Here is a 22,505-nt window from a genome sequence, read left to right on the forward strand (position 1 = left end):
GTGGCATCCGACGCCAGTCGTCAAGACTCCCCCCGAGCCGCCGGCAGGGTTTCCGCGAAGTCCGCCCGCGCCGGTGTCGCCGGGCTCATCAAGGGCTTCGCCCGGCACCCGATCATCGTCTCCCGCGTGGTCGCGACGAAGGTGAAGTCCGACCCGGTCCGCGTGGCCCAGGCGGCGGCCGAGGCGCTCCCGCCCCGGCTGCGTCCCGTCGTGGGCGGCGTCGCCTGGCCGGCCGCCCGCCGGGCGCGGCGCATGGTCCGCAAGTTCGGCATGCGCGTGGTCAAGGGCCCGTGGAACGACGCCAAGCTCGCCTGGGACGCCGGTCGCGTCAGCGAGGCCGCCGAGCTGCTCGAGGCCCACACCAAATACCCGTTCGTCAAGCGCAGGGCGGCCTACTACCGCGGTGAGCTGGCCGCGATCAGCCCCGACCCGATCCCGCCCGCGCCCAAGGTCGCCATCCTCAGCCGGGTCAAGGACCGCGTCCTGCACGTCGTCACGAACGCGCTGCCGTACACGCAGGCCGGCTACACCGTGCGCACCCACCGCATCGTCACCTCGCAGAAGGCCGCGGGCATCGACCCGCACGTGGTCACCAGCTGGGGCTGGCCGATGTTGCAGGGGCACGCCGACGCGGCGCCGTACGAGGAGATCGACGGCATCCCCTACCACCGGCTGCTGCCTGACGGGCACGGCGAGATGCCGTTCGAGACGCAGGGGCGCATCATCAGGGGCGCCGACGCGGTCACCAGGCTCGTGACCGAGCTACGCCCGCAGGTCGTGCACGCCGCCACCGACCACCGCAACGGCTCCATCGCCCACGCCGTGCGCGACCGCACCGGCACCCCCTTCGTCTACGAGGTGCGCGGCTTCCTGGAGGAGACCTGGGCCTCGCGCGACCCGATCAGGGTCGGCAGCCAGCGTCACGTGCTCCAGCGCGAGCGCGAGGCGTTCCTGATGCGCGAGGCCGACGCGGTCGTCACGCTGGCCGAGACCATGGCGACCGAGATCGTCGAGCGCGGTGTGCCCAGGGAGAAGATCCACCTGGCGCCCAACGCCGTCGACGACACCCTGCTCACGGCCCACTACGACGGCGTCTCGTTCCGGCGCGCGTACGGGATCGGCGACGACGAGGTCGTGGTCGGGTCGGTGTCGAGCATCGTGGCCTACGAGGGGTTCGCCACCCTGCTGCGGGCCGCCGCGCTGCTGCGCGAGGACCACACGCCGGTGCGGGTGCTCATCGTGGGCGACGGCACCGAGCGGGAGAACCTGCTGGAGCTGGTCGACGAGCTGGGGCTGCGCGACGCGATCCTGCCCGGCCGGGTCGGCCCCGACGAGGCCCTGCAGGCCCAGGACGCGATCGACATCTTCGCCTGCCCGCGCGAGGATCTGCGCGTATGCCGACTCGTTACGCCATTGAAACCCGTCGAGGCGATGGCGCTCGGCAAGCCCGTCGTCCTCAGCGATCTACCCGCGCTCTCCGAGCTCGTCGGCTCTGACGGCGCCGGTCTGCTGGTGCCGCCGGGTGATCCGGCGGCGCTCGCCAAGGCGCTCGCGGGGCTGCGGGAGGACCCGGCCAGACGCGCGGAGATGGGCGAGGCCGGGCGTGCGGAGGTCGCGGCGAAGCGCACGTGGAGCCGTGTTGCCGAGACCTACCGAGCTCTGTACCAATCGCTGACGGATCGTTGACCTCCATGTTGTCTGTCTCTCATGGCGGGTTCGGTCGCATTAGGCGTGAGCTAGGTGGACTTGAGATAACCTTTGCGACCATGAAGTGTTGTTTCCGGCTCCCAAAGGCACAGCTGTGACAGAAATCGACTTGGCTGTCATCGGCTTGGGCTACGTCGGCATGCCGCTCGCCAAGGAGGCGGTGGCTGCCGGTCTGCGGGTCGTCGGCGTGGAGGTCGACCCCGCCAAGGTCGAGGCGCTCAACGCCGGGCAGTCCTACATCGATGACCTGACTGACGCCGACCTCGATCACATGCTGGCCAACGGGTTCAGCGCCACGCTCGACGAGTCCGTGCTGAGCAGGAGCAACACGATCGTCATCTGCGTGCCGACCCCGCTGGACGAGGACCACCGTCCCGACCTGTCGGCGGTTGAGGGCGCCACCCGCACCGTGGCGCGCAACCTCACCAAGGGCACGCTCGTCGTCCTGGAGTCCACCACCTGGCCCGGCACCACCGACGAGGTGGTCAGGCCGGCGCTGGAGAGCGCCTCCGGCCTCGTCGCCGGCGAGGACTTCCACCTGGCCTTCTCGCCCGAGCGCATCGACCCGGGCAACCCCAAGTTCGGCCTGCGCAACACGCCCAAGGTCGTCGGTGGCTACACCCCGACCTGCCGCGACCGCGCGAAGGCGTTCTACGGGCAGTTCATCGAGCAGGTGGTGCCGGTCAGCGGCACCCGCGAGGCCGAGATGGCCAAGCTGCTGGAGAACACCTACCGGCACGTCAACATCGCCCTCGTCAACGAGATGGCGATCTTCTGCGACGAGCTCGGCATAGACCTGTGGGAGTCGATCGAGGCCGCGGCGACCAAGCCGTTCGGCTTCCAGAAGTTCCTGCCGGGGCCGGGCGTCGGCGGGCACTGCATCCCCGTCGACCCGTCGTACCTGTCGTACACCGTGCGCAAGCTGGGCTACCCGTTCCGGTTCGTGGAGCTGGCCCAGGAGATCAACGAGCGGATGCCGTCGTACGTGGTCAACCGGGTGCAGCGGCTGCTGAACCGGCATAAGAAGGCCGTGAACGGCGCAAAGGTCGTTATGCTCGGCGTCACCTACAAGCCGGACATCGCTGACGAGCGTGAGACCCCAGCGCTCCCCGTGGCGCGCGCGCTGCTGGAGCTGGGCGCCGAGCTCTCGTTCGCGGATCCGTACGTAAAGGAGTGGTCGGTGGACGGCACCCCGGTGCCGCGTGAGGAGGATCTGGCCGAGGCCGTGATCAACGCGGACGTGACGCTGCTCCTGCAGCAACACGCCGCGTTCGACCTCGACATGGTCGAGGCGAAGGCCAGGCTCGTGCTGGACACCCGCGGCGTCCTCGCCGAGGGTGAACGCGTCGAGCGGCTGTAGCGACGGAGGGCTGCGCGCAGTGCACGTGCTCGTCATGACGGTGGTGCATAACCCCGAGGACGCAAGGATTCTGCACAGGCAGATCCGTGCCCTCGTGGACGCCGGTCATGAGGTCACGTACGCCGCGTCCTACACCGCCCACGGCGTCGTCCCCCGGCCGTGGGTGACCGGGGTCGATCTTCCGAGGGCCGCCCAGCGCAAGCGGGTCGCCGCGGTCTGGGCCGCGCGCCGGCTGTTCAAGCGCATGCGCGACAAGGTGGACCTCGTCCTCATCCACGATCCCGAGCTGCTGTTCGCGGTGTGGGGCGTGCGCAACAGGCCGCCCGTGGTGTGGGACGTCCACGAGGACACCCCGGCCACGCTGTCGCTGAAGCCGTGGCTGCCCGCGCCGCTGCGCCCGCCCGTGCGCTTCCTCGCCCGGCTGCTGGAGGGCACCGCCGAACGTCACATGCACCTGCTGCTGGCCGAGACCGCGTACGCGGGCCGGTTCAAGCACGCCCACCTCATCGTGCCGAACGAGACCTGGGTGCCCGACTCGGTGACGCCGCCCGGTGACGACCGCGTGGTCTACCTGGGCTGGTTGTCGAGGGCCAGGGGCGTGGTCGAGGCGGTCGAGGTGGCCCGGCTGCTGCAGCCGTACCGGGTGGCGGTGGAGCTGATCGGCTACGCCGACCAGCAGAGCCGCCCGATGCTCAACCAGGCCGTGCACGAGGGCCTGCTGGAGTGGCGTGACTTCATGCCCAACGACGAGGCGCTCAAGCGGCTCGACGGGGCGCTGGCGGGGCTGTCGCTGCTGCACGACGAGCCGAACTACCGGCACTCGATGCCCACGAAGATCGTGGAGTACATGGCGCACGGCATCCCCGTCATCACCACGCCGTCGCCCCGCGCGGTCGAGCTGATCGAGCGTTACGAGAGTGGCGTCGTGGTGCCCTGGCAGGACCCGAAGGCGGTGGCGCAGGCCGTGCTGACGCTCCGCGACGACGTACGCGAGCGGCAGGCCCAGGGTGCGCGCGGCTACGCGGCCGCCCGCGCCAACCATCACTGGCCCAACTCCGCGAAGCGGTTCGTCTCCCAGCTGGAGGCCTGGGCCGGGGTCAAGCACTAAATCACACGAGGGCGGTTGGGTTCCTGAACGTGCGCTGGCTCTTCCTGGTCGTGGGCGCAGTCGTGGTGGCCGTGGTGGCCGCCGTGGTGATCGTGTTGCCGGAGTCGTCCGACGGGCCGGCGAAGGAGGCCGGCTCGAAGGCGGCGCCGACGCCGTCGAGCACGTACCCGACGCCTCAGGTGAGCGAGTTCACCGACCCCTGTGGAACGTTCGACACCGGCGAGACCGCCCCCTACGCCGTCACCGGCTACTGGATCACCCCCACGTCCAACCCGTGCACCTGGCGCAAGCAGCTCCAGGAGATCCACCGCGTCGGCGGCGACACGATCATCCGGATCGGCTGGGGCCTGCAGTTCCGCACGATCTCCGACGACGGGGAGGTGCTGGCCAAGGACGGCACCGTCGACTCCCTCTACGAGTCGTGCGAGGAGGACGGCCTCACCTGCTACGACGCCGCCGTGCGGGATCTGAAGGAGGCCAACCCGAAGAACCGGATCGGCCGGATGTACGTCTACCGGACTGACGAGTCGTTCGGCCCCGACCTGTTCCGCTGCCCCGAGATGGAGCACGCCATCCCGATCGGCAAGCGGATCTACTACCGCCTGCTCACCCAGCCCGACGGCTCCGACGACGCCACCTGCGACTTCAGCGGCAAGCCCGAGTCGTACGACATGATCCTCGTGGCCGGCTCGCCCAACGACAGCCTGGGCAAGCTGCTCGACCTGGGCGACCAGTTCGGCATGCGGGTCTTCCCCGCGCTGCCGCTGGCCCCGCGCGACTCCAGGACGCCGACCAAGGCCGAGCCGCGCCACCTCGGCACGCTCACCACGCTGACCCGGCGCATCCTTCAGGACTACGGCGTGCGCTTCGCCGACCGGCCCTCGCTCGGCGGGGTCTACCAGCCGTTCGAGGTGCAGATGTCGGAGACGCTGGCCGACAACCCGACGCTGGACGTCTACTCCGACCAGCACACGATCGTCGAGCAGGAGCTGCCCGGCAAGCCCATCCTGATCAGCCCCTACCTCGACGCGCGCAAACGGGTGGCCTTCGGCCGCACGCCCCAGCAGGTGGCCGAGGGGTTCAAGGCCCTGGCGAAGACCGGGGTCGGGATCATCGCGCCGCAGGACAGCCGCGGGACCGGCAAGGTCGGCCTGTTCTGGCCCGACGAGCGCGACCAGGAGGTGGACGCGCGACTGCGGCCGGTGGTGGGCGAGGCGACGTACGACACGGCCTACCACGGCTCCACGCGCGACTACTACCGCGAGATGGCCGCGGCCCGGCAGGAGATGCTCGACGCGGGCTACCAGGTGCAGCTGTGGGCGAACGTGGAGGCGTTCGAGCCGTCCGGCGACCGGCCCTGCGCCCCGACGGGCACCCGCGGCAAGACCGACAAGGAACGCCTGGACCAGGCGGTGACGATGGCCGGGCGGTACGTCCAGAAGATCGTCTCCTACATGTGGAGCGACTTCATGACCTGCGGCGAGCCCTCGCTGGAGACGGAGATCCTCAGGGACTGGCAGCGGCCGATCGCCGTGGACGCCATCCGCACGCCGCGCGACATCCAGGACGGCGTCGAGGTGCGCGGCTACAACCTCAAGGACGGCACCATCACCCTGCGGTGGTCCGGCGGCACGAAAGAGCTGGTGGTCTCGTCCGTCGGCTGGCTGGACGAGGACCCGATCGAGGGCGAGCTGCCCGAGGGCATGGCGACCGCGTGGGTGCCGTTCGACTGGAGTCAGGTGCCGACCGGGGAGTGGGTGCGCATCGGCGTGCGCCTGCCCTCCGGCCAGGAGACCACGGAGCCGTTGCACGTCCGCATCCTCACGTGAGCCGCCCTCCCGCGCGGTTCGCCGGGCGTGGGAGGTCCGTGTAACGTGCCGTCCATGGTCCCGAGCGTCCCGGTCAGCGTCGACCTGGTCGTGCTCACCGTCCGTAACCAGGCGCTGAGCGCTCTGGTGTGGCGGCGCGACAGCCCGCCGTTCCTGCGCCGCTGGTCGTTGCCCGGCGGCTTCATCCAGCTCGACGAGGACCTCCCGGCCGCCGCCCACCGCATCCTCGCCGAGCGCGCCGGCCTCCCGGGCGCGCCGGTGCACCTGGAGCAGCTCCAGACGTACGGCTACCCCGACCGCGACCCACGTCAGCGCGTGCTGAGCGTCGCCTACCTCGGTCTCGCCCCCGACCTGCCCGCCTCGGAGAAGGCCCACATGAGCTGGCAACCGGTCGACGCCCTGACCGTCATGGCCTTCGACCACCGCCGCATCATGCTCGACGGCATCGAACGCGCCCGCGGCAAGCTGGAGTACACCTCGCTGGGGGCGGCGTTCTGCCCGCCCGAGTTCACGGTGGCCGACCTGCGCCGGGTCTACGAGATCGTCTGGGGCCGCCAGCTCGACCCGCGCAACTTCCACCGCAAGGTCACCAAGGCCGAGGGCTTCCTGGTGGAGACCGGCGAGACGACGACGCGCGACGGCGGCCGGCCCGCCAAGCTCTATCGGCGCGGCCCCGCCGAGCTGCTGCACCCGCCGATGTTGCGCAGTCTCCGCGACTGACCCGCACCTGGGTGGCGCCGCACCGGGGCGCTCCTTTTATGGTTAGGCCATGCCTCGTTTCCGCAAGATCCTCGACACCGTGGCCCCGTACAAGCCGGGCAAGTCCGTGGCCGCGCCGGCCGGCCGGCGGTCGTACAAGCTGTCCTCCAACGAGTCGCCCTACGAGCCCCTGCCCTCCGTGGTCGAGGTGATCGCCAAGGCGGCGCGCGAGGTCAACCGCTATCCCGACCCGACGAGCATGGGGCTGACCGAGGCCATCGCGGAGCGCTACGACGTCCCGGCCGGCCACGTCACGCTCGGTCCCGGGTCCGTCACGATCGTGCAGCAGCTGCTCACCTCGGTCGCCGACCCCGGCACCGAGTCGGTCTACGCCTGGCGGTCGTTCGAGTCCTACCCGCTGCTGTCGGACCTGGCGGGCATGACGTCGGTGAGGGTGCCGCTGGCGGGCGAGGAGCACGACCTCGGCGCGATGGCCGAGGCGATCACCGAGCGCACCCGCATCGTGTTCGTCTGCACCCCGAACAACCCCACCGGCGTCGCCGTGCGGCGGGCGCAGCTGGCGGAGTTTCTCGACCGGGTGCCCGAGCACACGATGGTGGTGCTCGACGAGGCATACCACGAGTACGTCCGCGACGCCGACGTCCCCGACGGCCTGGCCTTCTACCGCGACCGGCCCAACGTGGTCGTGCTGCGCACGTTCTCCAAGGCGTACGGGCTGGCCGGGCTGCGCGTCGGCTACATGATCGCGCAGGAGCCGGTGGCGGCGGCCGTCCGCAAGACGATCGTGCCGTTCGCCGTCAACCACCTGGCCCAGGCCGCCGCCATCGCCTCGCTGAAGGCGGAGGACGAGCTGCTGGAGCGGGTCGAGCAGGTGGTCAAGGAGCGCACGCGGGTGCGCGAGGCGCTGCTCGAGCAGGGCTGGACGGTCCCGCCGACGGAGGCCAACTTCGTCTGGCTGCGCTTCGACGACGAGCGGCGCACGCTCGCCTTCACCGACGCGTGCGCCGCCGAGGGCGTGGCCGTGCGGCCGTACCCGCCGGAGGGCGTGCGCGTCTCGATCGGCACCCCGGAGGCGAACGACGTGCTGCTCCGGGCGGCCGACGCCTTCCGCAACGGCTGAGGAACGGTCTCGGGGGCGTGCCGTGGAACGGCATCGATCGAGGATCGCCATCGGGGTGGCCGGCCCGCACGACCTGGTGGAGCGGATCGTGCACGTCGGGGCCGGCCTGCCGACGGCGGCGACGTTCCGCCTGGTGAGCGTCCCCCACGACAGCAGGATCATCGGCGGCGTCGACGTGGTGCTGTTCACCGGCCCGCTCCAGTACGACCTGGCCAGGCAGGCGGGCGAGCTCGACGTCCCGGCCACCTACGTGCCGGTGAACGGGGCCGGGCTCTACGCCGCGCTGCTGCGCGGGGCGCTGGGGCAGGGGGTCGACCCGGCCCGGGTGAGCATCGACTCCATCGCGCCCGACGAGGTCGCCGAGGCGTACGACGAGATCGGCCTGCCCACGGCGGGCGTGCACGTCTGCGAATACCGGCGGCCCGACTCCGTGCGCGGCTTCGCCGGCTTCCACGAGCGTCTCCACCGCCAGGGCGCGACCACGGCGGCCCTCACCACGGTCCGCACCGTCGCCACCCGGCTGACGGCCGGCGGGGTGCCGGTGTTGCGCATGACCCCCGCCGCGAGCACGGTGCGCCGGGCCATCGACACCGCGGCGCTGCTCGGGGCGGGCAACCGGGCGCAGGAGTCGCAGATCGCGATCGCGCTGGTGTCGCCCGTGGCCAGGCCCGGCCCCGCCGATCCCGGCGACTACCGGCAGCAGGAGCTGAGGCTGCTGCTGCACCGGTCGTTGCTGGCCGACGCGCGGCTGATGGGCGCCATGGTCGTGCCGCGTGAGGAGCACGCTTACGCCCTGATCACCACGGCGGGGGCGCTGTCGCGGGTCACCGACGGCTTCCGGACGGCGCCGTTCGTCGGCCGGGTGCGCGCCGAGGTGGGCCTCGACGTGGTGTGCGGCCTCGGCCTCGGCGGCACGGCCAGGGACGCCGACGCCCACGCCGCGGCCGCGCTCGACCGCGCCCGCGCCGCGGGGACGGCGGCGTACCTGGTGGACGGCGACGGCGTGGCACTGCCGCTGCCCGCACACGGACGCGCCGCCTCCAGGGAGGCCCGAGGCCCCGGCACGGTCGCGGAGCCGGGCGCCCGGGAGCCCGGCCCCCGTTCTGGGCGGGCGCCCGGTTCCCGGGCGGTGCGGATCCGTGACCGGCTGGTCGAGCGGCTCGGGCCCGGTTGCGTGGTGGTCGACGCCGAGACCGTCGCCGAGATCCTCGGCCTTGCGCCCAGGAGCGCCAGGCGGGTGCTGCAACACCTGGTCGAGGAGGGTCTGGCCTGGGCGCTGCCCCCGGTGCGGTCGACGCGGGCGGGCCGCCCCCGTCAGCCGTACCGCCTCATCACCCGCTGAACGCGGGCCCGCCTCGCGTCAGCGGCGCGCGCCCCAGTTGAGGTAGGCCACGCCCAGCAGGTGGGAGCCCTGGTCGACCTGCAGCGCGCGGCCGACGTAGACGGACAGGGCGTGCGGGTGCAGCGCCTCGTCCCAGGGCGCGAGGGCCATCCAGCGCGGCGCCTGCAGATACTGGCCGGCCGCCGCGAAGCCGCCGGTGCCGTCCACGCGGAGCGTCGTGGTCGGCACCCCCTGCGGGTCGGTGGTGGCCATGTTCCTGGTGTACGCGCGGGCGAGCCGGACCATGTCGGCGCCGTTGAAGCCGAGCCGGTTGCGGAAGGCGAGCACGGCGAACTCCACGTCGATGGCGCCGTGGCTGAGGTCCTCGATCTGCCGGGCGCCGTTGCCCGACGGGGTGAACTCGGAGATCCGCTGGCTCTTGGTGAACCCGCGGTAGGTGTGGCCGAACGTCGGCCAGTACGACCAGGTGTAGGCCTCGTTCGGGCCCGGCTTGAGTTCGCGGGCGAACGTGCGCGCGAGCGCCCGCACCCGGTCGCCGTAGAAGGGGTCGCCGGTCGCGGCGTAGATCTCGGCGTAGGTCTGGCCGAGCGCGAGGAACTGGTTGGTGGGCTGCTCGGTGCCGTCGTAGGCGAGCGGGGTGCCCTTGTTCCAGACGAAGTAGCCGTACCCGTCGTCGGTCTGGCGCCATTCGTCGTCGTGCGCGGCGGCGGCGTCGCGCACCGCCTGGAGGTATTCCTCCGCTTTAGCACGATATTTCGGGACAGAACGGAGTGTCGGTGTTCCGAGCACCACCCGCACGAACGACGCCATGCCCCACGTGATCATCCCGGTGTGCACCGTGAACACCACCGGCTGGGAGACCAGCGACGTGCTGCTCGCGACCGGCACCCCTGTGCCCAGCGCCTTGGCCGTCACCTGCATGGACGACGGGTACGCGGCCAGGATCCGGTCGGGGGCGAAGTCGGGCGAGCCCGGGTCCATGGTCAGGTCGGCGAAGGTCGACGTGGTGCCGGTCCGGCCGCGTACCTCCAGCGTGAACCGCGCCTCGGACGTGCCCGAGCGCACGGTCACGGTGGTCAGATCGGCGTAGCTGACCGCGCTGCGCACCTCCAGCGCCGGCCGCCCGTCGGCGTCGTTCAGCGTGATTTTGCCCAGCGTGTACGGATGCATGGCCCGCCAGGCGGGCAGCGACCGCCCCTGGTAGTCGGTGAAGCCGCGCTCGGAGTCGCGGTTGGCCAGGATCTGGTCGACGGTCTCGATCACCCGGTCCAGGTAGTGGGTGTCCTTGTACGTCTCGTACATACGCATGAAACCGGCCAGGGCGTAGGACTGGCCCCACGCCAGCCCGCCGTGCTCGTTGGTGCCCGCCGCCTGCTCGCCACCGGCGCCGGCGTACCAGGTCCGGTCGAAATGGTCGAAGGTCTCGCGGGAGGTGTAGTCGTGTCCGTCGGCGGCGGCGCGGGTGGCCGGCGCCAGGGCGAGCGCGCCGGCGGCGAGCGCTCCTAAACCGAACTGCCTGCGTGTCAACATCGGGGTGCTGCTCCTTCCGCGCGGGCGTCAGCCCTTCACCGCGCCGCGCATTCCTTCGAGTACGTGCCGTTGCATGAGCATGAAGACGACCACGACCGGGACGATCGACAGGATCGTGCCGGCCGCGAGGGAGCGGACGTCGGTGCCGGTGATGCCGGCGAGGTAGGCGACGCCCAGGGCGATCGGATACTTGGCGGAGTCCTTCAGCACCACCAGCGGCCACAGGAAGCTGTTCCAGACCGAGATGAAGCCGAAGATCGCGAGGATGGCCAGGGTCGGCCTGGCCGCCGGCAGCATGACGTGCCAGAAGATGCGCAGTTCGTGGCAGCCGTCGGTGCGGGCGGCGTCCACGATCTCGCGCGGCACCCCGGCGAACGTCTGGCGGAGCAGGAAGATCCCGAATGCCGACAGGATGCCGGGCAGGATCACCCCCGCGAAGGTGTCGGCCATGCCCAGCTGAGAGACCACCATGAAGCGGGGGATCAGCATGACCTCGCCGGGCAGGAACATCGTGGACAGGATGGCGAAGAAGATCAGGTTGCGCCCTCTGAACCGCATCTGCGCCAGCGGGTACGCGCACAACGCCGACACGATGAGGTACGCCGGCACGGTGATCGCCACGTAGATCACCGAGTTCCACATGTAGTGCGGGAACGGGATGGCCGTCCACGCCTCGATCACCCAGTCCAGCACCGGCGGCCTGGGGATGACGTCCGGCGGGAACGAGAAGACGGCCTGGTCGGCGGGCTTGAGCCCGGCCGACAGCAGGATGAGGAACGGCCCGACGAAGGCGAGGGCGATCGCCGTCAGCAGGATGTACGTCCCTGCTCTGCGGAGGATCACGCGACCACCGCCTGTCCCTTGTTGATCCGGTGGTTGAGCAGGGCCATCCCGATCATCAGCACCCAGAGCACCAGGCCCATGGCGCTGGCGTAGCCCATCTCGTAGTGCTCGAAGGCGGCGGACCAGATGTAGTAGCCGAGCGTGAGGGTGGCGTCCTGCGGGCCGCCCCTGGTCATGACGTAGATCGAGGTGAAGGCCTGCATGGAGTCGAGCATCTCCATGGTGAAGGCCACCGCGATGTAGGGCGCCATGAGCGGCACGGTGATGCGGCGCAGCCGTACCCAGGCGCCGGCGCCGTCCACCTTCGCGGCCTCGTACAGGCTGGTGGGGATCGTCTGCAGACCGGCGAGATAGATCATCATGTAGAACCCCATGCTCTTCCAGCCCTCGACCAGCACCAGCGCGGGCAGCGCCCAGAAGGGGTCGAGCAGGTACTGGATCGGCTGGTCCAGCAGCCCGAAGGCGGTGAGCAGCCAGTTGAGCACGCCCTGCTGGTGGAAGACGTACTCCCAGGCCACGCCGACGGCGACCATCGAGGTCACGACCGGCAGGTAGTAGAGCATCCGGAACGTCCTGATGCCCGGCAGCTTCTGGTTGACCAGCACGGCGAGCAGCAGCGGCAGCACGACGAGCAGCGGGAACATCCCGACGAGGAAGAGCACCGAGTTGAGCAGCGACTTCCAGAAGCGCTCGTCGCCGAGCATGCGGGTGAAGTTGTCCGTCCCGGCGAACGTGGGCGGCGAGACCACGTCGTAGTGGAGAACCGACAGCTGGATGGCGGTGACGGCCGGCCAGGCGAAGAACACGCCGAACAGGACGAGGGCGGGCAGCGCAAACAAGTAGGGGGTGTACCACCGCTGTCCGGGCATCCGGGTGGCGGCCATAGGCATCACATCCTTAGTGCCATCCTAAGCAGTGATAAGGGACGGCCATAATTTGGTGGGAGCGTATAATCGGCACCTAGTCAGGTCAAGAGTGCCCGGCTATTGACGAATACCAGGAAAGACTGTCACGCTGCCGAAAGTGAGATAAAGGACGGCCATATTAAGAGGAGGTTTCGTCCATGTCTCGTCGAGCCTTACTGGCATGTGCGCTCGCGCTATCCCTCACCACCGGATGCGTGGCAGGCACCACCACGAGCAGCGCCCCGCAAACCGCCTCGGCCGGCCGGCCCTTCGAGGGCGAGGTCGAGTTCTGGACGATCAACCTGAAGAAGAACTACAGCGACTACATCACCGGCCTCATCGCCGAATACCAGCGGCAACACCCCAAGGTGAAGGTCAACTGGGTCGACGTGCCCGGGGCCGAGAGCGCCACGAAACTCCTCGCGGCCGTGGCCAGTGGCGACGTGCCCGACGCGGTCAACGTCAACTCCGTCGAGCTGGGCCGCTTCACGCCCTCGCTCGAACCCCTCGACGCCTACTTCGACCAGGCCGCGCTCGCGGACTTCCAGCCCAACCTGGTCGAGCCGCTGCGCTTCGACGGCAAGTTGTACGCGGTGCCGTGGTACAACGGCGGCGCCCCCGTCGCGATGTACCGCAGGTCCGTCGTCGAGAAGGCCGGCTTCGACGAGAAGACCCCGCCGGCCGGCTTCGACGAGGCCCTCGCGCTGGCCGACAAGGTCTACCAGGAGACCGGCGTCCACGGCATGAACAGCATCCCCGACGTCAACGTGCTGCGTTACTACGGGATCGAGCCGCTGTCGGCCGACAGGAGGACGGCCGCGTTCAACACGCCCGAGGCCGTGACGGTCCTGGAGAAGTTCAAGAAGAGCTACGACGGCAAGGGCATCGCGCCCGGCGCCATCTCCAAGGACATCCGGTCGCTGCCGCAGTCGCTCGACAACGGCCAGGTCGCCTTCAAGCCCATGGCCAACGCCGCCGAGCTGCTCAACACGCAGAAGAACGCCCCCGACGTCTACGACGACCTCGTCGTCACCGAGCCGGTGAAGATGAGCACCGGCGGCTACCTGCTGCTGGCGCAGCAGGCGTTCTCCATCCCGAAGGCGTCCACGAACAAGAAGGCCGCCGCCGAGTTCATCAAGTTCTTCACCAACGGCGTCAACCAGCTCGCCTTCTGCAAGATCGTGCCGATCTACCCCTCGACGATCTCCTCGACCAAGGACCCGTTCTTCACCGAGGCCGCCGGCGGCGACGCGATGGCCACCGCCCGGCAGGTGATCGTGAAGGGCCTGCCCCAGTTGCAGTACCAGCCGCTCGGCACCGACAAGGACGCCGAGCTGGGCGAGTACTTCCTGGAGGAGGTCAGGGCCTTCCTGCAGGGAGGCCAGAGCGCGCAGGAAGCGCTCGACGCAGCCGAAGAGAAATGGAACCAAGCCCTTGCTGCCTAAGTTGAGGGTCGGCATCGTCGGCACCGGCATCATGGGGCGCGGCCACGCGGAAGTGCTGGCCGCGCACCCCGACGCCGAGGTCACCGCGGTCTCGCGCAGGCCGCTCGGCGACGCCGCCGTCCACTCCGACTACCACGACCTCATCGCCTCCGGCGCGGTCGACGCCGTGTCGATCACCACGCCCGACCACCTGCACGCCGACGTGATGGTGGCCGCGGCCGAGGCCGGTCTGCACATCCTGGTGGAGAAGCCGTTCACCACCACCGTTGCGGACGCCGACCGGGCCGTCGCCGCCGTCCGCGCGGCGGGCGTGGTCGCGATGTGCCTGTTCAACCACCGCTGGGTGCCGGCGTACGCGCAGGCGAAGGACCAGATGGAGCTGATCGGCGAGCCCGTCGTCGCCTACGCGCGCAAGAACGACACCATCCACGTCCCGACCGAGATGATCGGCTGGGCGGACCGGACGACGTGCGCGTGGTTCCTGTCCAGCCACGACATCGACCTGGTCACCTGGCTGTACGACGACGTGGCGGTGGAGGTTTTCGCCACCGCGCGGCACGGGAAGCTGCGCGGCATGGGCATCGACACCCCCGACGCGATGCAGATCCAGGTCCGCTACAGCCGCGGCGCCGTCGCCACCTTCGAGTCGGCCTGGATCTACCCCAACACCTTCCCTACCACTGTGGACAGCTACGTCACCGTCACCGGCGAGGACGGCGTCATCCAGCTCGACCGCCAGAAGGAGAACATCCAGGTGGCCACCGCCAAGGCCTACACCTACCCGCGCAACATGTTGCAGCGCGTGGTGCACGGTCAGCCCGCCGGAGCCTACCGCGACGCCATCCACCACTTCGTGGACTGCGCCCGCACCGGCGCCGAGCCGCTCATCACGGTGGAGAGCTCCCGCCAGGTGACCGCCGTGCTCGCCGCCGCGCACGAGTCGGCCGAGACCGGGCGGCCGGTGACGCTGTGACGTACGTGGAGAAGCCGCCGCACGTCCACGAGACGCGCATGCGGCACATCAGCGACGAGGACCTGCTGGCCGCGCTCGGCGCCGCCACCGTCGCCGAGACCCGCCACTGGCGCCGTCCGAAGCCGCTGTGGGACCTCGGCAGGGACGACGTCGCGGCGGCGGACGCCCTCATCGGCCAGGAGGTCGACTTCCTCGACAGAAGCCGCGGCCGCTCCCGCCTGTACGGCTTCCACTACCTGCGCTGGATGATGCCCCTGGTGTCCGCCTACGCCCGCACGGGCGATCCGGTCTACGCCAAGGAGTGGGACCGCCTCTTCACCCGCTGGTACGACACCAGGGACCAGGTCGAGGGCGACTGGCCGGGGCTCGACGTGGTCTGGTACTCCCTCGGCGTCTGGGCCCGTTCGATGCACGTCAACGCGGCGCTCGCGGTCTTCGCCGAGGAGCCCGCGCTCGGCGACGGCTGCTGGACGCGCATGCTCAAGACCGTCATCGGCGGCGCCCGCTGGGCGGCGGAGGAGCACGACACGTTCCGCCACGGCAACTGGCAGTTCGTCTGCGCCTGCGAGCTGCTGCACGCGGCCACCCTCTACCCGGAGCTCCCGGAGGCCGCCTCGTGGGCGGAGGTCGCGCGGGCGCGCGTCTTCGACCATCTCGAACGCGACGTGCGCGCCGACGGCGGCCACCACGAGCGCTCGCCCGGCTACCACGTCATGGTCCTGGAGTCGTTGCAGCGTGCGGTGGCGCTGGACCCGCGGATCGGCGAGCACCCCAAGGTCGCGGCCATGCACGCGTGGCTGGCCGCGCTGGAGGCGCCCGGCGGGTGGGTGCCGCACCTTCAGGACAGCGGCGTGGTCTGGCCGGCGGAGCTGCTCGCCAAGGGGCCGAAGGTCGCCGTGCCCGACGGTTCCTGCCTGCTGCCGGCCAGCGCGTACGCGGTCATGCGCGGCGCCGGCCGGTACGCGGTCGTCAACTACGGCCCGTACGTCGGCCACGAGCTGGAGCCGCACAGTCACCACGCCGCGCTCGACTTCGTGCTGGCCGACCGGGACGGGCCGCTGGCCTGGGAGGCGGGCGGGCCGCCGTCGTACGACGACCCCGGCTACTACGACTGGTACCAGGCCACCCGCGGTCACAACACGCTCCTCGTGCCCGGCCAGGACTACACCGAGGACCGGCGGGCCGAGCTCGACCTGTTCGTGACCGGCGAGCACGCCGACGTCTTCGCGGGGCACCACCACGGCTACGCGCAGCGGCACGACCGCAGGATCGTCTTCGTCCACGACGAGCCGTCGTACTGGCTGGTCACCGACACGATCGACGCCGAGGCGATCTGGCAGCTGCACGGCCTGGAGCCGTGGCGGCCGCACGGCTCCGGGCATGTCAGCGGGCGCCTGCTCGTCGTCCCGTCCGCGCCGCCCGACGAGATCCTCCACGGGAACGGTCCCGCCCGCATCCCCGACCAGCGCACCCGCACCGCGGAGTACGGCGAGATCCACTTGCTGGGACTGCGCAGACGCGACGGCAGGTTCACCGTCGCCATCGTCCCCTTCCACGGCGAACCGCCCGAGGTGAGCGTGACCGAATCCCGCGTCACGATCGACGGCACCACCGACACGTTCACCGCGTACGGCTGGAGCCGAGGGGAGAGCTCCCAGCACTGGGGCGGCGATGAGTGAGGACCTGCCGGTCCTGATCGACGCGGACGCCATGCTGGGCCGCCACCCGCGACGCGACGTGGGCGGCGGTACCGCGGCCGAGCTGCTGGCCGCCATGGACCGCGTCGGCATATCGGGGGCACTCGTCGCGAACATGACCGCCTGGCTGCACGACCCCGCGCGCGGCAACCGCGAGCTGCTCGGCCTGGTCGCCGGGGAGCCGAGGCTGAGCGCGTGCTGGGTGCTGCTGCCCGACACCTGCGGCGAGATCGGCGCCGGCTTCGCCGAGGCCGCCGTGGCCGCCGGGGTCCGCGCCGTGCGCGCCTTCCCGGCCGACCACGGCTACGACCTCGCGGGCCCCGACGTCGCCCCCGTGCTGGACGCCCTGTCGTCCGTACGGCTGCCGCTGCTCGTGGACGCCGGGCAGGCGGGCTGGCCGGTCACGGAGGCCGTCGCGCGGGCGCATCCGCGGCTGCGCGTCGTCGTCGGAGGCGCGGGATACCGGATGTTGCGGCAGATCGCCGGGGTGCTCGACCGCGCCCCGAACGTGTACGTCGGCCTGGCCGACCTGTCCTCCCACCGAGGGCTCGAATGGCTGGTCGAACGGTTCGGAGCGGGCCGGTTCCTCTTCGGCACCGGGACGCCGTACCGCGACCCGGCGGAGGCGGTTACCCGGCTGCTCTGGTCGGAGCTGGACGACGCGCAGGTGGCGGCGATCGGCGGGGGCAACCTCCGCCGGCTGATCGGGCAGGAGGTCAGAGCGGCATGAACCGGCTGGCACAGGCCGTGTGGGAGCGGCGGCCGCAGACCGTGACGCGCATCGTGGACGCGCACGCCCACGCGGGGCCGTACAGCGTGTTCTTCATCCCCGACCCGGACGCGGCGGGGATGTTGCGGGTCATGGACCGGTGCGGGGTGGCGCACGCCGTGCTCTCCAGCCACCTCGCGATCCAGCTCGACGCCGCGGCCGGGAACGCGGCCACGGCGGCGATCGTCGGCCAGGCCCCCGACCGCTTCAGCGGCTACCTCACGGTCAACCCCTGGCAGGACCCGGACGGGGAGCTGGCCCGCTGGGGCGACGACCCCCGGTTCGTGGGGATCAAGCTCCATCCGGACCTGCACGACTACCCGCTCACCGGCGCCCGGTACGCGCCGGTGTGGGAGTTCGCCGCGGCGTCGCGGTTCCCGGTGCTCACGCACACCTACAGCGGGTCGCCGTACAACGACCTGCGCCACGTGGACGAGGTGGCCGCCCGCCATCCCGGCGTGACGCTGCTCGCCGGGCACTCCGGGGTGACGCCGCTCGGCATCGACCAGTCCATCGAGGTGGCGAAGCGGCACGAACGCGTCATCCTGGAGGTGTGCGGTTCGTACAACTCGGGGGCGGACATCGTGCGGATGGTGCGTGAGGTGGGCGCGGACCGCGTGGTGTACGGCTCCGACTTCCCCTTCATCGATCTGCGGATGTCGCTGGGCCGCATACTGTTCTCACAACTCACGGATGAGGAAAGGGCAGCGGTGCTCGGGGGAACCGTCACCGGCCTGCTCGGCGGACGAGGGGCATGACGTGGAGCGGCTTCGATCCAAGATCGCGATCGGCGTGGTCGGTCCTCATGATCTGGTCGAGCAGATCGTGCACATCGGGGCGACCCTGCCGACGGCCGGCACCCTGCGGCTCGTCGGCGCGCCGCACGCCGGCGAGAACGAGACGCACGAGAAGCTCAGCAAGATCATGGACAGCATCGACGCCGTGCTGTTCGCCGGACCGCTCCAATACGACCTGGCCCGGCAGTCGGGTGAGATCAGCGTCCCGTCCACGTTCGTGCCGGTGAGCGGTTCGGGCCTGTACGCCACGCTGCTGCGCGGCGTGCTCGCCCACGGCGTCGACCCGGCCAGGGTGAGCATCGACTCCATCGCGCCCGACGAGGTCGCCGAGGCCTACGAAGAGATCGGCGTGCCGATGGCGTCGGTGCACGTCTCCGAGTACTTCCAGCCCGACTCCGTGCGCGACTTCATCGGCTTCCACGAGCGCCTGCACCGCGAGGGCGCCACCACCGCCGCGCTCACCACGGTCCGCACGGTCGCCACCCGGCTGGAGGCCGACGGGGTGCCGGTGCTGCGCATGATGCCGTCCACGAGCACGCTGCGGCAGGCCATCAACACCGCGGCGCTGCTCGGCGCGGGCAACCGGCTGGAGGAGGCGCAGCTCGCGATCGTGCTGGTGTCGCTCGCGGCCTCCGTCCGGCCCGGCCACTCGGGCCCCGGCAACTACTGGCAGCAGGAGCTCAAGCTGCGGCTGCACCGGGCGCTGCTGGCGGAGGCGCGGCTGATGGGCGCCACGGTGGTGCCGCGCGAGGAGAACACCTACGTGGTGACCACCACGGTGGGGGCGCTGTCGCAGGCCACCGACGGGTTCAGGGTGGCGCCGTTCATGGACCGGGTACGGGCCGAGGTCGGCCTGGAGGTGGAGGTCGGCCTCGGGCTCGGCCACACCGCCCGGGACGCCGACGCGAACGCCGTGACGGCGCTCGAACGCGCCCGCGCGGCGGAGGCGGCGGCCGCGTTCATGATCGACAGTGACGGGAACGCGGTGTCGCTGCCCATGCGCCGGCGCGCGCGGGCCGACGTGGTGCGCGAGCCGGCCGACTCCAAGGCGGTGAAGATCAGGGATCGGCTCGTCCAGTCGCTCGGCGAGGACCCCGAGGCCATGGTCGTGGACGCGGAGATCGTCGCGGAGATCCTGGGCGTGGCTCCCCGGAGCGCCCGGCGGGTGCTGCAGAACCTGGTGGAGGAGGGCCTGGCGTGGGCGCTGCCCCCGGTGAAGTCCGCCCAGGCCGGCCGCCCTCGCCAGCCGTACCGCCTGATCGCGGGCTGACCTCCGGCGGGTCGCCTGGGGTGAGGCGGCCGGCTGACCTCCGGCGGGTCGCCCGGGTCAGGTCATGAGGGCGGGGGTGACCGGGGTGTGCAGGGACCAGCCGAGGGTGGCGTAGAGGGCCTGGCCCTGCTCCGTGGCGACGAGCACGCCGCTGCGGGCGCCCCGCGAGACCGCGGCGGACGCGAGCATCTTCATGATCACGGTGCCGAGGCCGCGGCGGCGGTGCCCGGCCGCCGTCTCCACCTGGTCGACGACCGCCGTCGTGCCCGCCAGCGCGATCTGGCCCCGCGCGGCGACCTCGCCGTCCGTCGTCAGCAGCCGCGCGACCGTGACGCCGGCCCGCGTGGTCACCGCCGGGACGTAGCCGGCGGGAGTACGCGGCAGGGCCCGCGACAACGAGTCCATGACCATCATGTACTCCTGCTCCTTCACCGCCCAGGCCGGCGGCAGGTGGGGCGCGACCGCCTCGGCGGGCCCGCAGAGCTTGAGCCAGGTGCCCGGGGCGGTGACGGCCCGGGTCAGGAGGCGCAGCAGCTCGGGCGTCGGACCGGGCACGATGTGCCGGGCCACGTGCCCCGGCAGTCCCACGTCCACGCGCAGCCCCCACGGCTCGCGTACGGGCTTGGGGGTGTTGCGGGAGACGACCCAGCCATCGACCCATGCCTGGACTGTCATTGAATTGGCGGGTTTGAGAACCTCCGTCACGGAGGACAGCCTAAGGTCTGCCATAAATTCGCCGACGGGGCATACCAGGATAAAAAGGATGCGGCGTGGCACTGCCTGGACGCACCCCCCGCCCGGTAGGGTCCTCGGTGTGCGCGTTGAGATTCATGGTCACCGAGGAGCTCGGGGCCTGTGGCCCGAGAACACTCTGCCGGGGATGAGCCGCACGATGGAGCTGGGCGTGCATGCGCTCGAGCTCGACGTCGCGCTCACCGCCGACCGCCGTCTCGTGCTCACGCACGACCTCACCGTCTCGGCCGTCACCAGCGCCGACCGCGGCCCGGTCCACGCCGGCGACCCGCTCTACCCCTACGTCGGCAAGCCGATCAACGCCCTCACCCTGGCGCAGCTGCGCACGCTCGACGTCGGCGTACGCCTGCCGCGCCACCCCGACGACCCCTTCGCGCTGACCCAGGTGCCCATGCCCGAGACCCGCATGCCGACGCTCGGCGCGGTGCTCGGCCTGGTCGACGCCTACGAGGCCGAGGGCGTGCGGCTGCACGTCGAGCTCAAGTCCGACCCCACCCGGCCGCAGCTGACGGCCGACCCGGCGATGTTCACCGGCATGGTGGTCGAGGAGCTCGACAAGCACGGCCGGCTCGGCAACGCCGCCATCCTGAGCTTCGACTGGCGCGTCATCGGCGAGGCCGCCCGGCTGGCCCCCGGCACCCGCCGCTTCGCCCTGATCGAGCCCGACACCCTCCACTGGAACGACGGCGTGGGCGACGACGTGCCCGCCGCCGCGCGCGATGCGGGGGCCACCACGCTCTCGCCCGAGCACGTCATGGTCGACGAGCGCCTCATGGCGCAGGCGTCCGCCGCCGGGCTCGACGTGGCGGTCTGGACGGTCAACGACGCCGCGCTCGCCGGCCGGATGCTCGACCTCGGCGTGGCAGGCGTCGTCACCGACTATCCCGACCGGATGCGCGACCTGTGGCGCGAGCGGGGCCTGGAGCTGCCCGAGCCCGTCGCCCCGCTGCGCCCCGTGGGCGTCTGACCTTCAGAGCCGGCCGTTGCGGCGGAAGCCTCAGAGCCAGCCGTTGCGGCGGAAGCCGCGGTGCAGCAGCACGCAGGCCGTCACCATGACGGCCAGGACCGCCGGATAGCCCCACACCTGCTTGGTCTCCGGCATGAACTCGAAGTTCATCCCGTAGACGCCGGCGATCATCGTGGGCACCGCCAGGATGGCCACCCACGACGAGATCTTGCGCATGTCCTCGTTGGCGAGGGCGTTGGAGCGGGCGAGCGCGGCCTGCAGGATCGAGCTGCACAACTCGTTGGACGACTCCACCTGCTCGCACACCCGCGACAGGTGGTCGCCGACGTCGCGGAAGTATTCGCGCATCTCCGACGGGATGACGCGGCGCTGGGGGAGCGCCGACAGCGGCGACAGCAGCGGCGTGACGGCCCGCTTCATCTCCAGCATCTCGCGCTTGAGCTGGTAGATGCGGTTGATGTCGCGGGAGCTGACGTCGGCGAACACGGTCGCCTCGACCTCTTCGAGCTCCAGCTGCATCAGGTCGGCCACCTGCAGGTACTGGTCGACCACGTGGTCGGCGATGGCGTGCAGGACGCCCGCCGGGCCGCGCTTCAGCAGCTTGGGGTCGCCTTCGAGGCGCTCGCGGACGACGGTGAGCGGGCAGTGCGCGCCGTGGCGCACGGTCACCACGAAGTCGACGCCGAGGAAGACCATGATCTCGCCGGTGGCGATGATCTCGCCGTCGTACTGGTCGTGGTCGAGGTAGGCGAGGGTCTTCAGCACCATGAACAACGAGTCGCCGTACCGCTCGACCTTGGGGCGCTGGTGGGCCTTGACGGCGTCCTCGACGGACAGGGGGTGCAGGCCGAAGACCCCGGACAGCCACTCCACCTCGGGAGCGGCCGGCTCGTGCAGGCCCACCCAGACGAACGCGTTGGGGCCCTCGGCGTCCTTGTTGTGCTCGCGTACGAGGCGCAGGGCCTCGATGATGCCGGGGGCGCCGACCTTCTTGCCCTCGACGTAGGCGCCGAACTCGACGACGGAGTCGACGGGGGGAAGACGGACGTCACGCAACGGCTTGGTCAGCTGGTGAGCGGCGCGCGACGGCACGGGGTGGCGGTTGATGCGACGGAAAAGCGTGGACGAGCGCATGGCAGTCCCTTTCCGCCCGACCTGGCACGCTCCACGCGCGATGGGGAGATCACCTCAATCGAACGAACATGCGTGGAGGCACGATCAGGCTGCCGGATTGGAGTGGTCGGGGGTAACTGGGGTGTACGTGACGGACCACGTACTGCTGGGATCACCAGGATTCATCCCGGACCACCTCCAATCGCTAAGAGACGCCGCAAAGCCGCCTTAACCTACCACAGGCGTGTGAACGGATC

At 70.9% G+C, this 22,505-nt stretch carries 19 protein-coding genes; 14 read left to right on the forward strand and 5 right to left on the reverse strand.

All coding sequences use genetic code 11. The features are described from left to right. From C1J01_RS03165 to C1J01_RS49530, 7 genes are all read left to right on the forward strand, one after another. Window positions 1-1,686, forward strand: coding sequence for a glycosyltransferase family 4 protein (locus C1J01_RS03165; protein ID WP_111175767.1), 1,686 nt, complete (start codon window positions 1-3; stop codon window positions 1,684-1,686). A 130-nt stretch (window positions 1,687-1,816) separates the two neighbouring features. Next, complete coding sequence (locus tag C1J01_RS03170) at window positions 1,817-3,067, forward strand: nucleotide sugar dehydrogenase (RefSeq protein ID WP_268958566.1); 1,251 nt, start codon at window positions 1,817-1,819, stop codon at window positions 3,065-3,067. A 19-nt stretch (window positions 3,068-3,086) separates the two neighbouring features. Further along, on the forward strand, window positions 3,087-4,175 hold the full coding sequence (locus C1J01_RS03175; protein ID WP_111175771.1) for a glycosyltransferase: 1,089 nt from the start codon (window positions 3,087-3,089) through the stop codon (window positions 4,173-4,175). Window positions 4,176-4,204: 29 nt separating this feature from the next. Next, window positions 4,205-6,004, forward strand: coding sequence for a DUF4434 domain-containing protein (locus tag C1J01_RS03180; RefSeq protein ID WP_111175773.1), 1,800 nt, complete (start codon window positions 4,205-4,207; stop codon window positions 6,002-6,004). 54 nt (window positions 6,005-6,058) lie between these two features. Next, window positions 6,059-6,724 carry an NUDIX hydrolase gene (locus C1J01_RS03185; protein WP_111175775.1) on the forward strand — a complete coding sequence of 222 codons (666 nt, stop codon included), beginning with the start codon at window positions 6,059-6,061 and terminating at the stop codon, window positions 6,722-6,724. A 49-nt stretch (window positions 6,725-6,773) separates the two neighbouring features. After that, on the forward strand, window positions 6,774-7,844 hold the full coding sequence (gene hisC / locus C1J01_RS03190) for a histidinol-phosphate transaminase (protein ID WP_181448546.1): 1,071 nt from the start codon (window positions 6,774-6,776) through the stop codon (window positions 7,842-7,844). A 22-nt stretch (window positions 7,845-7,866) separates the two neighbouring features. After that, the gene (locus C1J01_RS49530; protein ID WP_181448547.1) at window positions 7,867-9,186 is read left to right on the forward strand and encodes a transcriptional regulator; all 1,320 of its coding nucleotides are present in this window, start codon (window positions 7,867-7,869) and stop codon (window positions 9,184-9,186) included. An 18-nt stretch (window positions 9,187-9,204) separates the two neighbouring features. Here C1J01_RS49530 and C1J01_RS03200 read toward each other — a convergent pair whose 3' ends face one another. From C1J01_RS03200 to C1J01_RS03210, 3 genes are read right to left on the reverse strand one after another with little or no spacing between them, the layout of a single operon-like run. Next, complete coding sequence (locus tag C1J01_RS03200) at window positions 9,205-10,716, reverse strand: hypothetical protein (RefSeq protein ID WP_111175777.1); 1,512 nt, start codon at window positions 10,714-10,716, stop codon at window positions 9,205-9,207. 27 nt (window positions 10,717-10,743) lie between these two features. Beyond that, a complete protein-coding gene (locus C1J01_RS03205; protein WP_111175779.1) occupies window positions 10,744-11,559 on the reverse strand; it encodes a carbohydrate ABC transporter permease in 816 nt (271 codons plus the stop codon). After that, window positions 11,556-12,443: a carbohydrate ABC transporter permease gene (locus C1J01_RS03210; protein WP_235854220.1), complete on the reverse strand. Its 888-nt coding sequence runs from the start codon at window positions 12,441-12,443 to the stop codon at window positions 11,556-11,558. Before C1J01_RS03210 ends, C1J01_RS03205 begins: the two co-directional genes overlap by 4 nt. A gap of 236 nt (window positions 12,444-12,679) precedes the next feature. Here C1J01_RS03210 and C1J01_RS03215 point away from each other — a divergent pair, with 236 nt between their 5' ends. Genes C1J01_RS03215 through C1J01_RS03240 form a run of 6 tightly spaced genes read left to right on the forward strand, consistent with a single transcriptional unit; the run spans window position 12,680 to window position 19,415 of the window. After that, window positions 12,680-13,909 (forward strand): extracellular solute-binding protein, encoded by a 1,230-nt coding sequence (locus tag C1J01_RS03215; protein WP_181448548.1) that lies wholly within the window; start codon window positions 12,680-12,682, stop codon window positions 13,907-13,909. After that, on the forward strand, window positions 13,899-14,882 hold the full coding sequence (locus C1J01_RS03220; protein ID WP_235854221.1) for a Gfo/Idh/MocA family protein: 984 nt from the start codon (window positions 13,899-13,901) through the stop codon (window positions 14,880-14,882). The genes C1J01_RS03215 and C1J01_RS03220 overlap by 11 nt, the downstream gene beginning before the upstream one ends. Beyond that, window positions 14,879-16,561: a heparinase II/III family protein gene (locus C1J01_RS03225; RefSeq protein ID WP_111175785.1), complete on the forward strand. Its 1,683-nt coding sequence runs from the start codon at window positions 14,879-14,881 to the stop codon at window positions 16,559-16,561. Before C1J01_RS03220 ends, C1J01_RS03225 begins: the two co-directional genes overlap by 4 nt. After that, window positions 16,554-17,309: an amidohydrolase family protein gene (locus C1J01_RS03230; RefSeq protein ID WP_111175787.1), complete on the forward strand. Its 756-nt coding sequence runs from the start codon at window positions 16,554-16,556 to the stop codon at window positions 17,307-17,309. Before C1J01_RS03225 ends, C1J01_RS03230 begins: the two co-directional genes overlap by 8 nt. Beyond that, entirely contained in the window at window positions 17,306-18,106 is an 801-nt protein-coding gene (locus tag C1J01_RS03235; RefSeq protein WP_111175789.1) for an amidohydrolase family protein, read from the forward strand. Before C1J01_RS03230 ends, C1J01_RS03235 begins: the two co-directional genes overlap by 4 nt. Before the next feature lies 1 nt (window position 18,107). Further along, window positions 18,108-19,415, forward strand: a complete 1,308-nt coding sequence (locus C1J01_RS03240; RefSeq protein WP_111175791.1) for a GTP cyclohydrolase IIa — start codon at window positions 18,108-18,110, stop codon at window positions 19,413-19,415. A gap of 57 nt (window positions 19,416-19,472) precedes the next feature. On the opposite strand, the gene C1J01_RS52965 is transcribed toward C1J01_RS03240, so the two are convergent. Continuing rightward, a complete protein-coding gene (locus C1J01_RS52965) occupies window positions 19,473-20,090 on the reverse strand; it encodes a GNAT family N-acetyltransferase (protein WP_268958567.1) in 618 nt (205 codons plus the stop codon). Window positions 20,091-20,178: 88 nt separating this feature from the next. Here C1J01_RS52965 and C1J01_RS03250 point away from each other — a divergent pair, with 88 nt between their 5' ends. Further along, on the forward strand, window positions 20,179-21,135 hold the full coding sequence (locus tag C1J01_RS03250) for a glycerophosphodiester phosphodiesterase family protein (protein WP_111175793.1): 957 nt from the start codon (window positions 20,179-20,181) through the stop codon (window positions 21,133-21,135). A gap of 30 nt (window positions 21,136-21,165) precedes the next feature. On the opposite strand, the gene corA is transcribed toward C1J01_RS03250, so the two are convergent. Beyond that, entirely contained in the window at window positions 21,166-22,269 is a 1,104-nt protein-coding gene (gene corA, locus C1J01_RS03255; RefSeq protein WP_111175795.1) for a magnesium/cobalt transporter CorA, read from the reverse strand. Window positions 22,270-22,505 lie beyond the last annotated feature (236 nt).

The organism is Nonomuraea aridisoli, assembly GCF_003236395.1.
Lineage (GTDB): Bacteria > Actinomycetota > Actinomycetes > Streptosporangiales > Streptosporangiaceae > Nonomuraea > Nonomuraea aridisoli.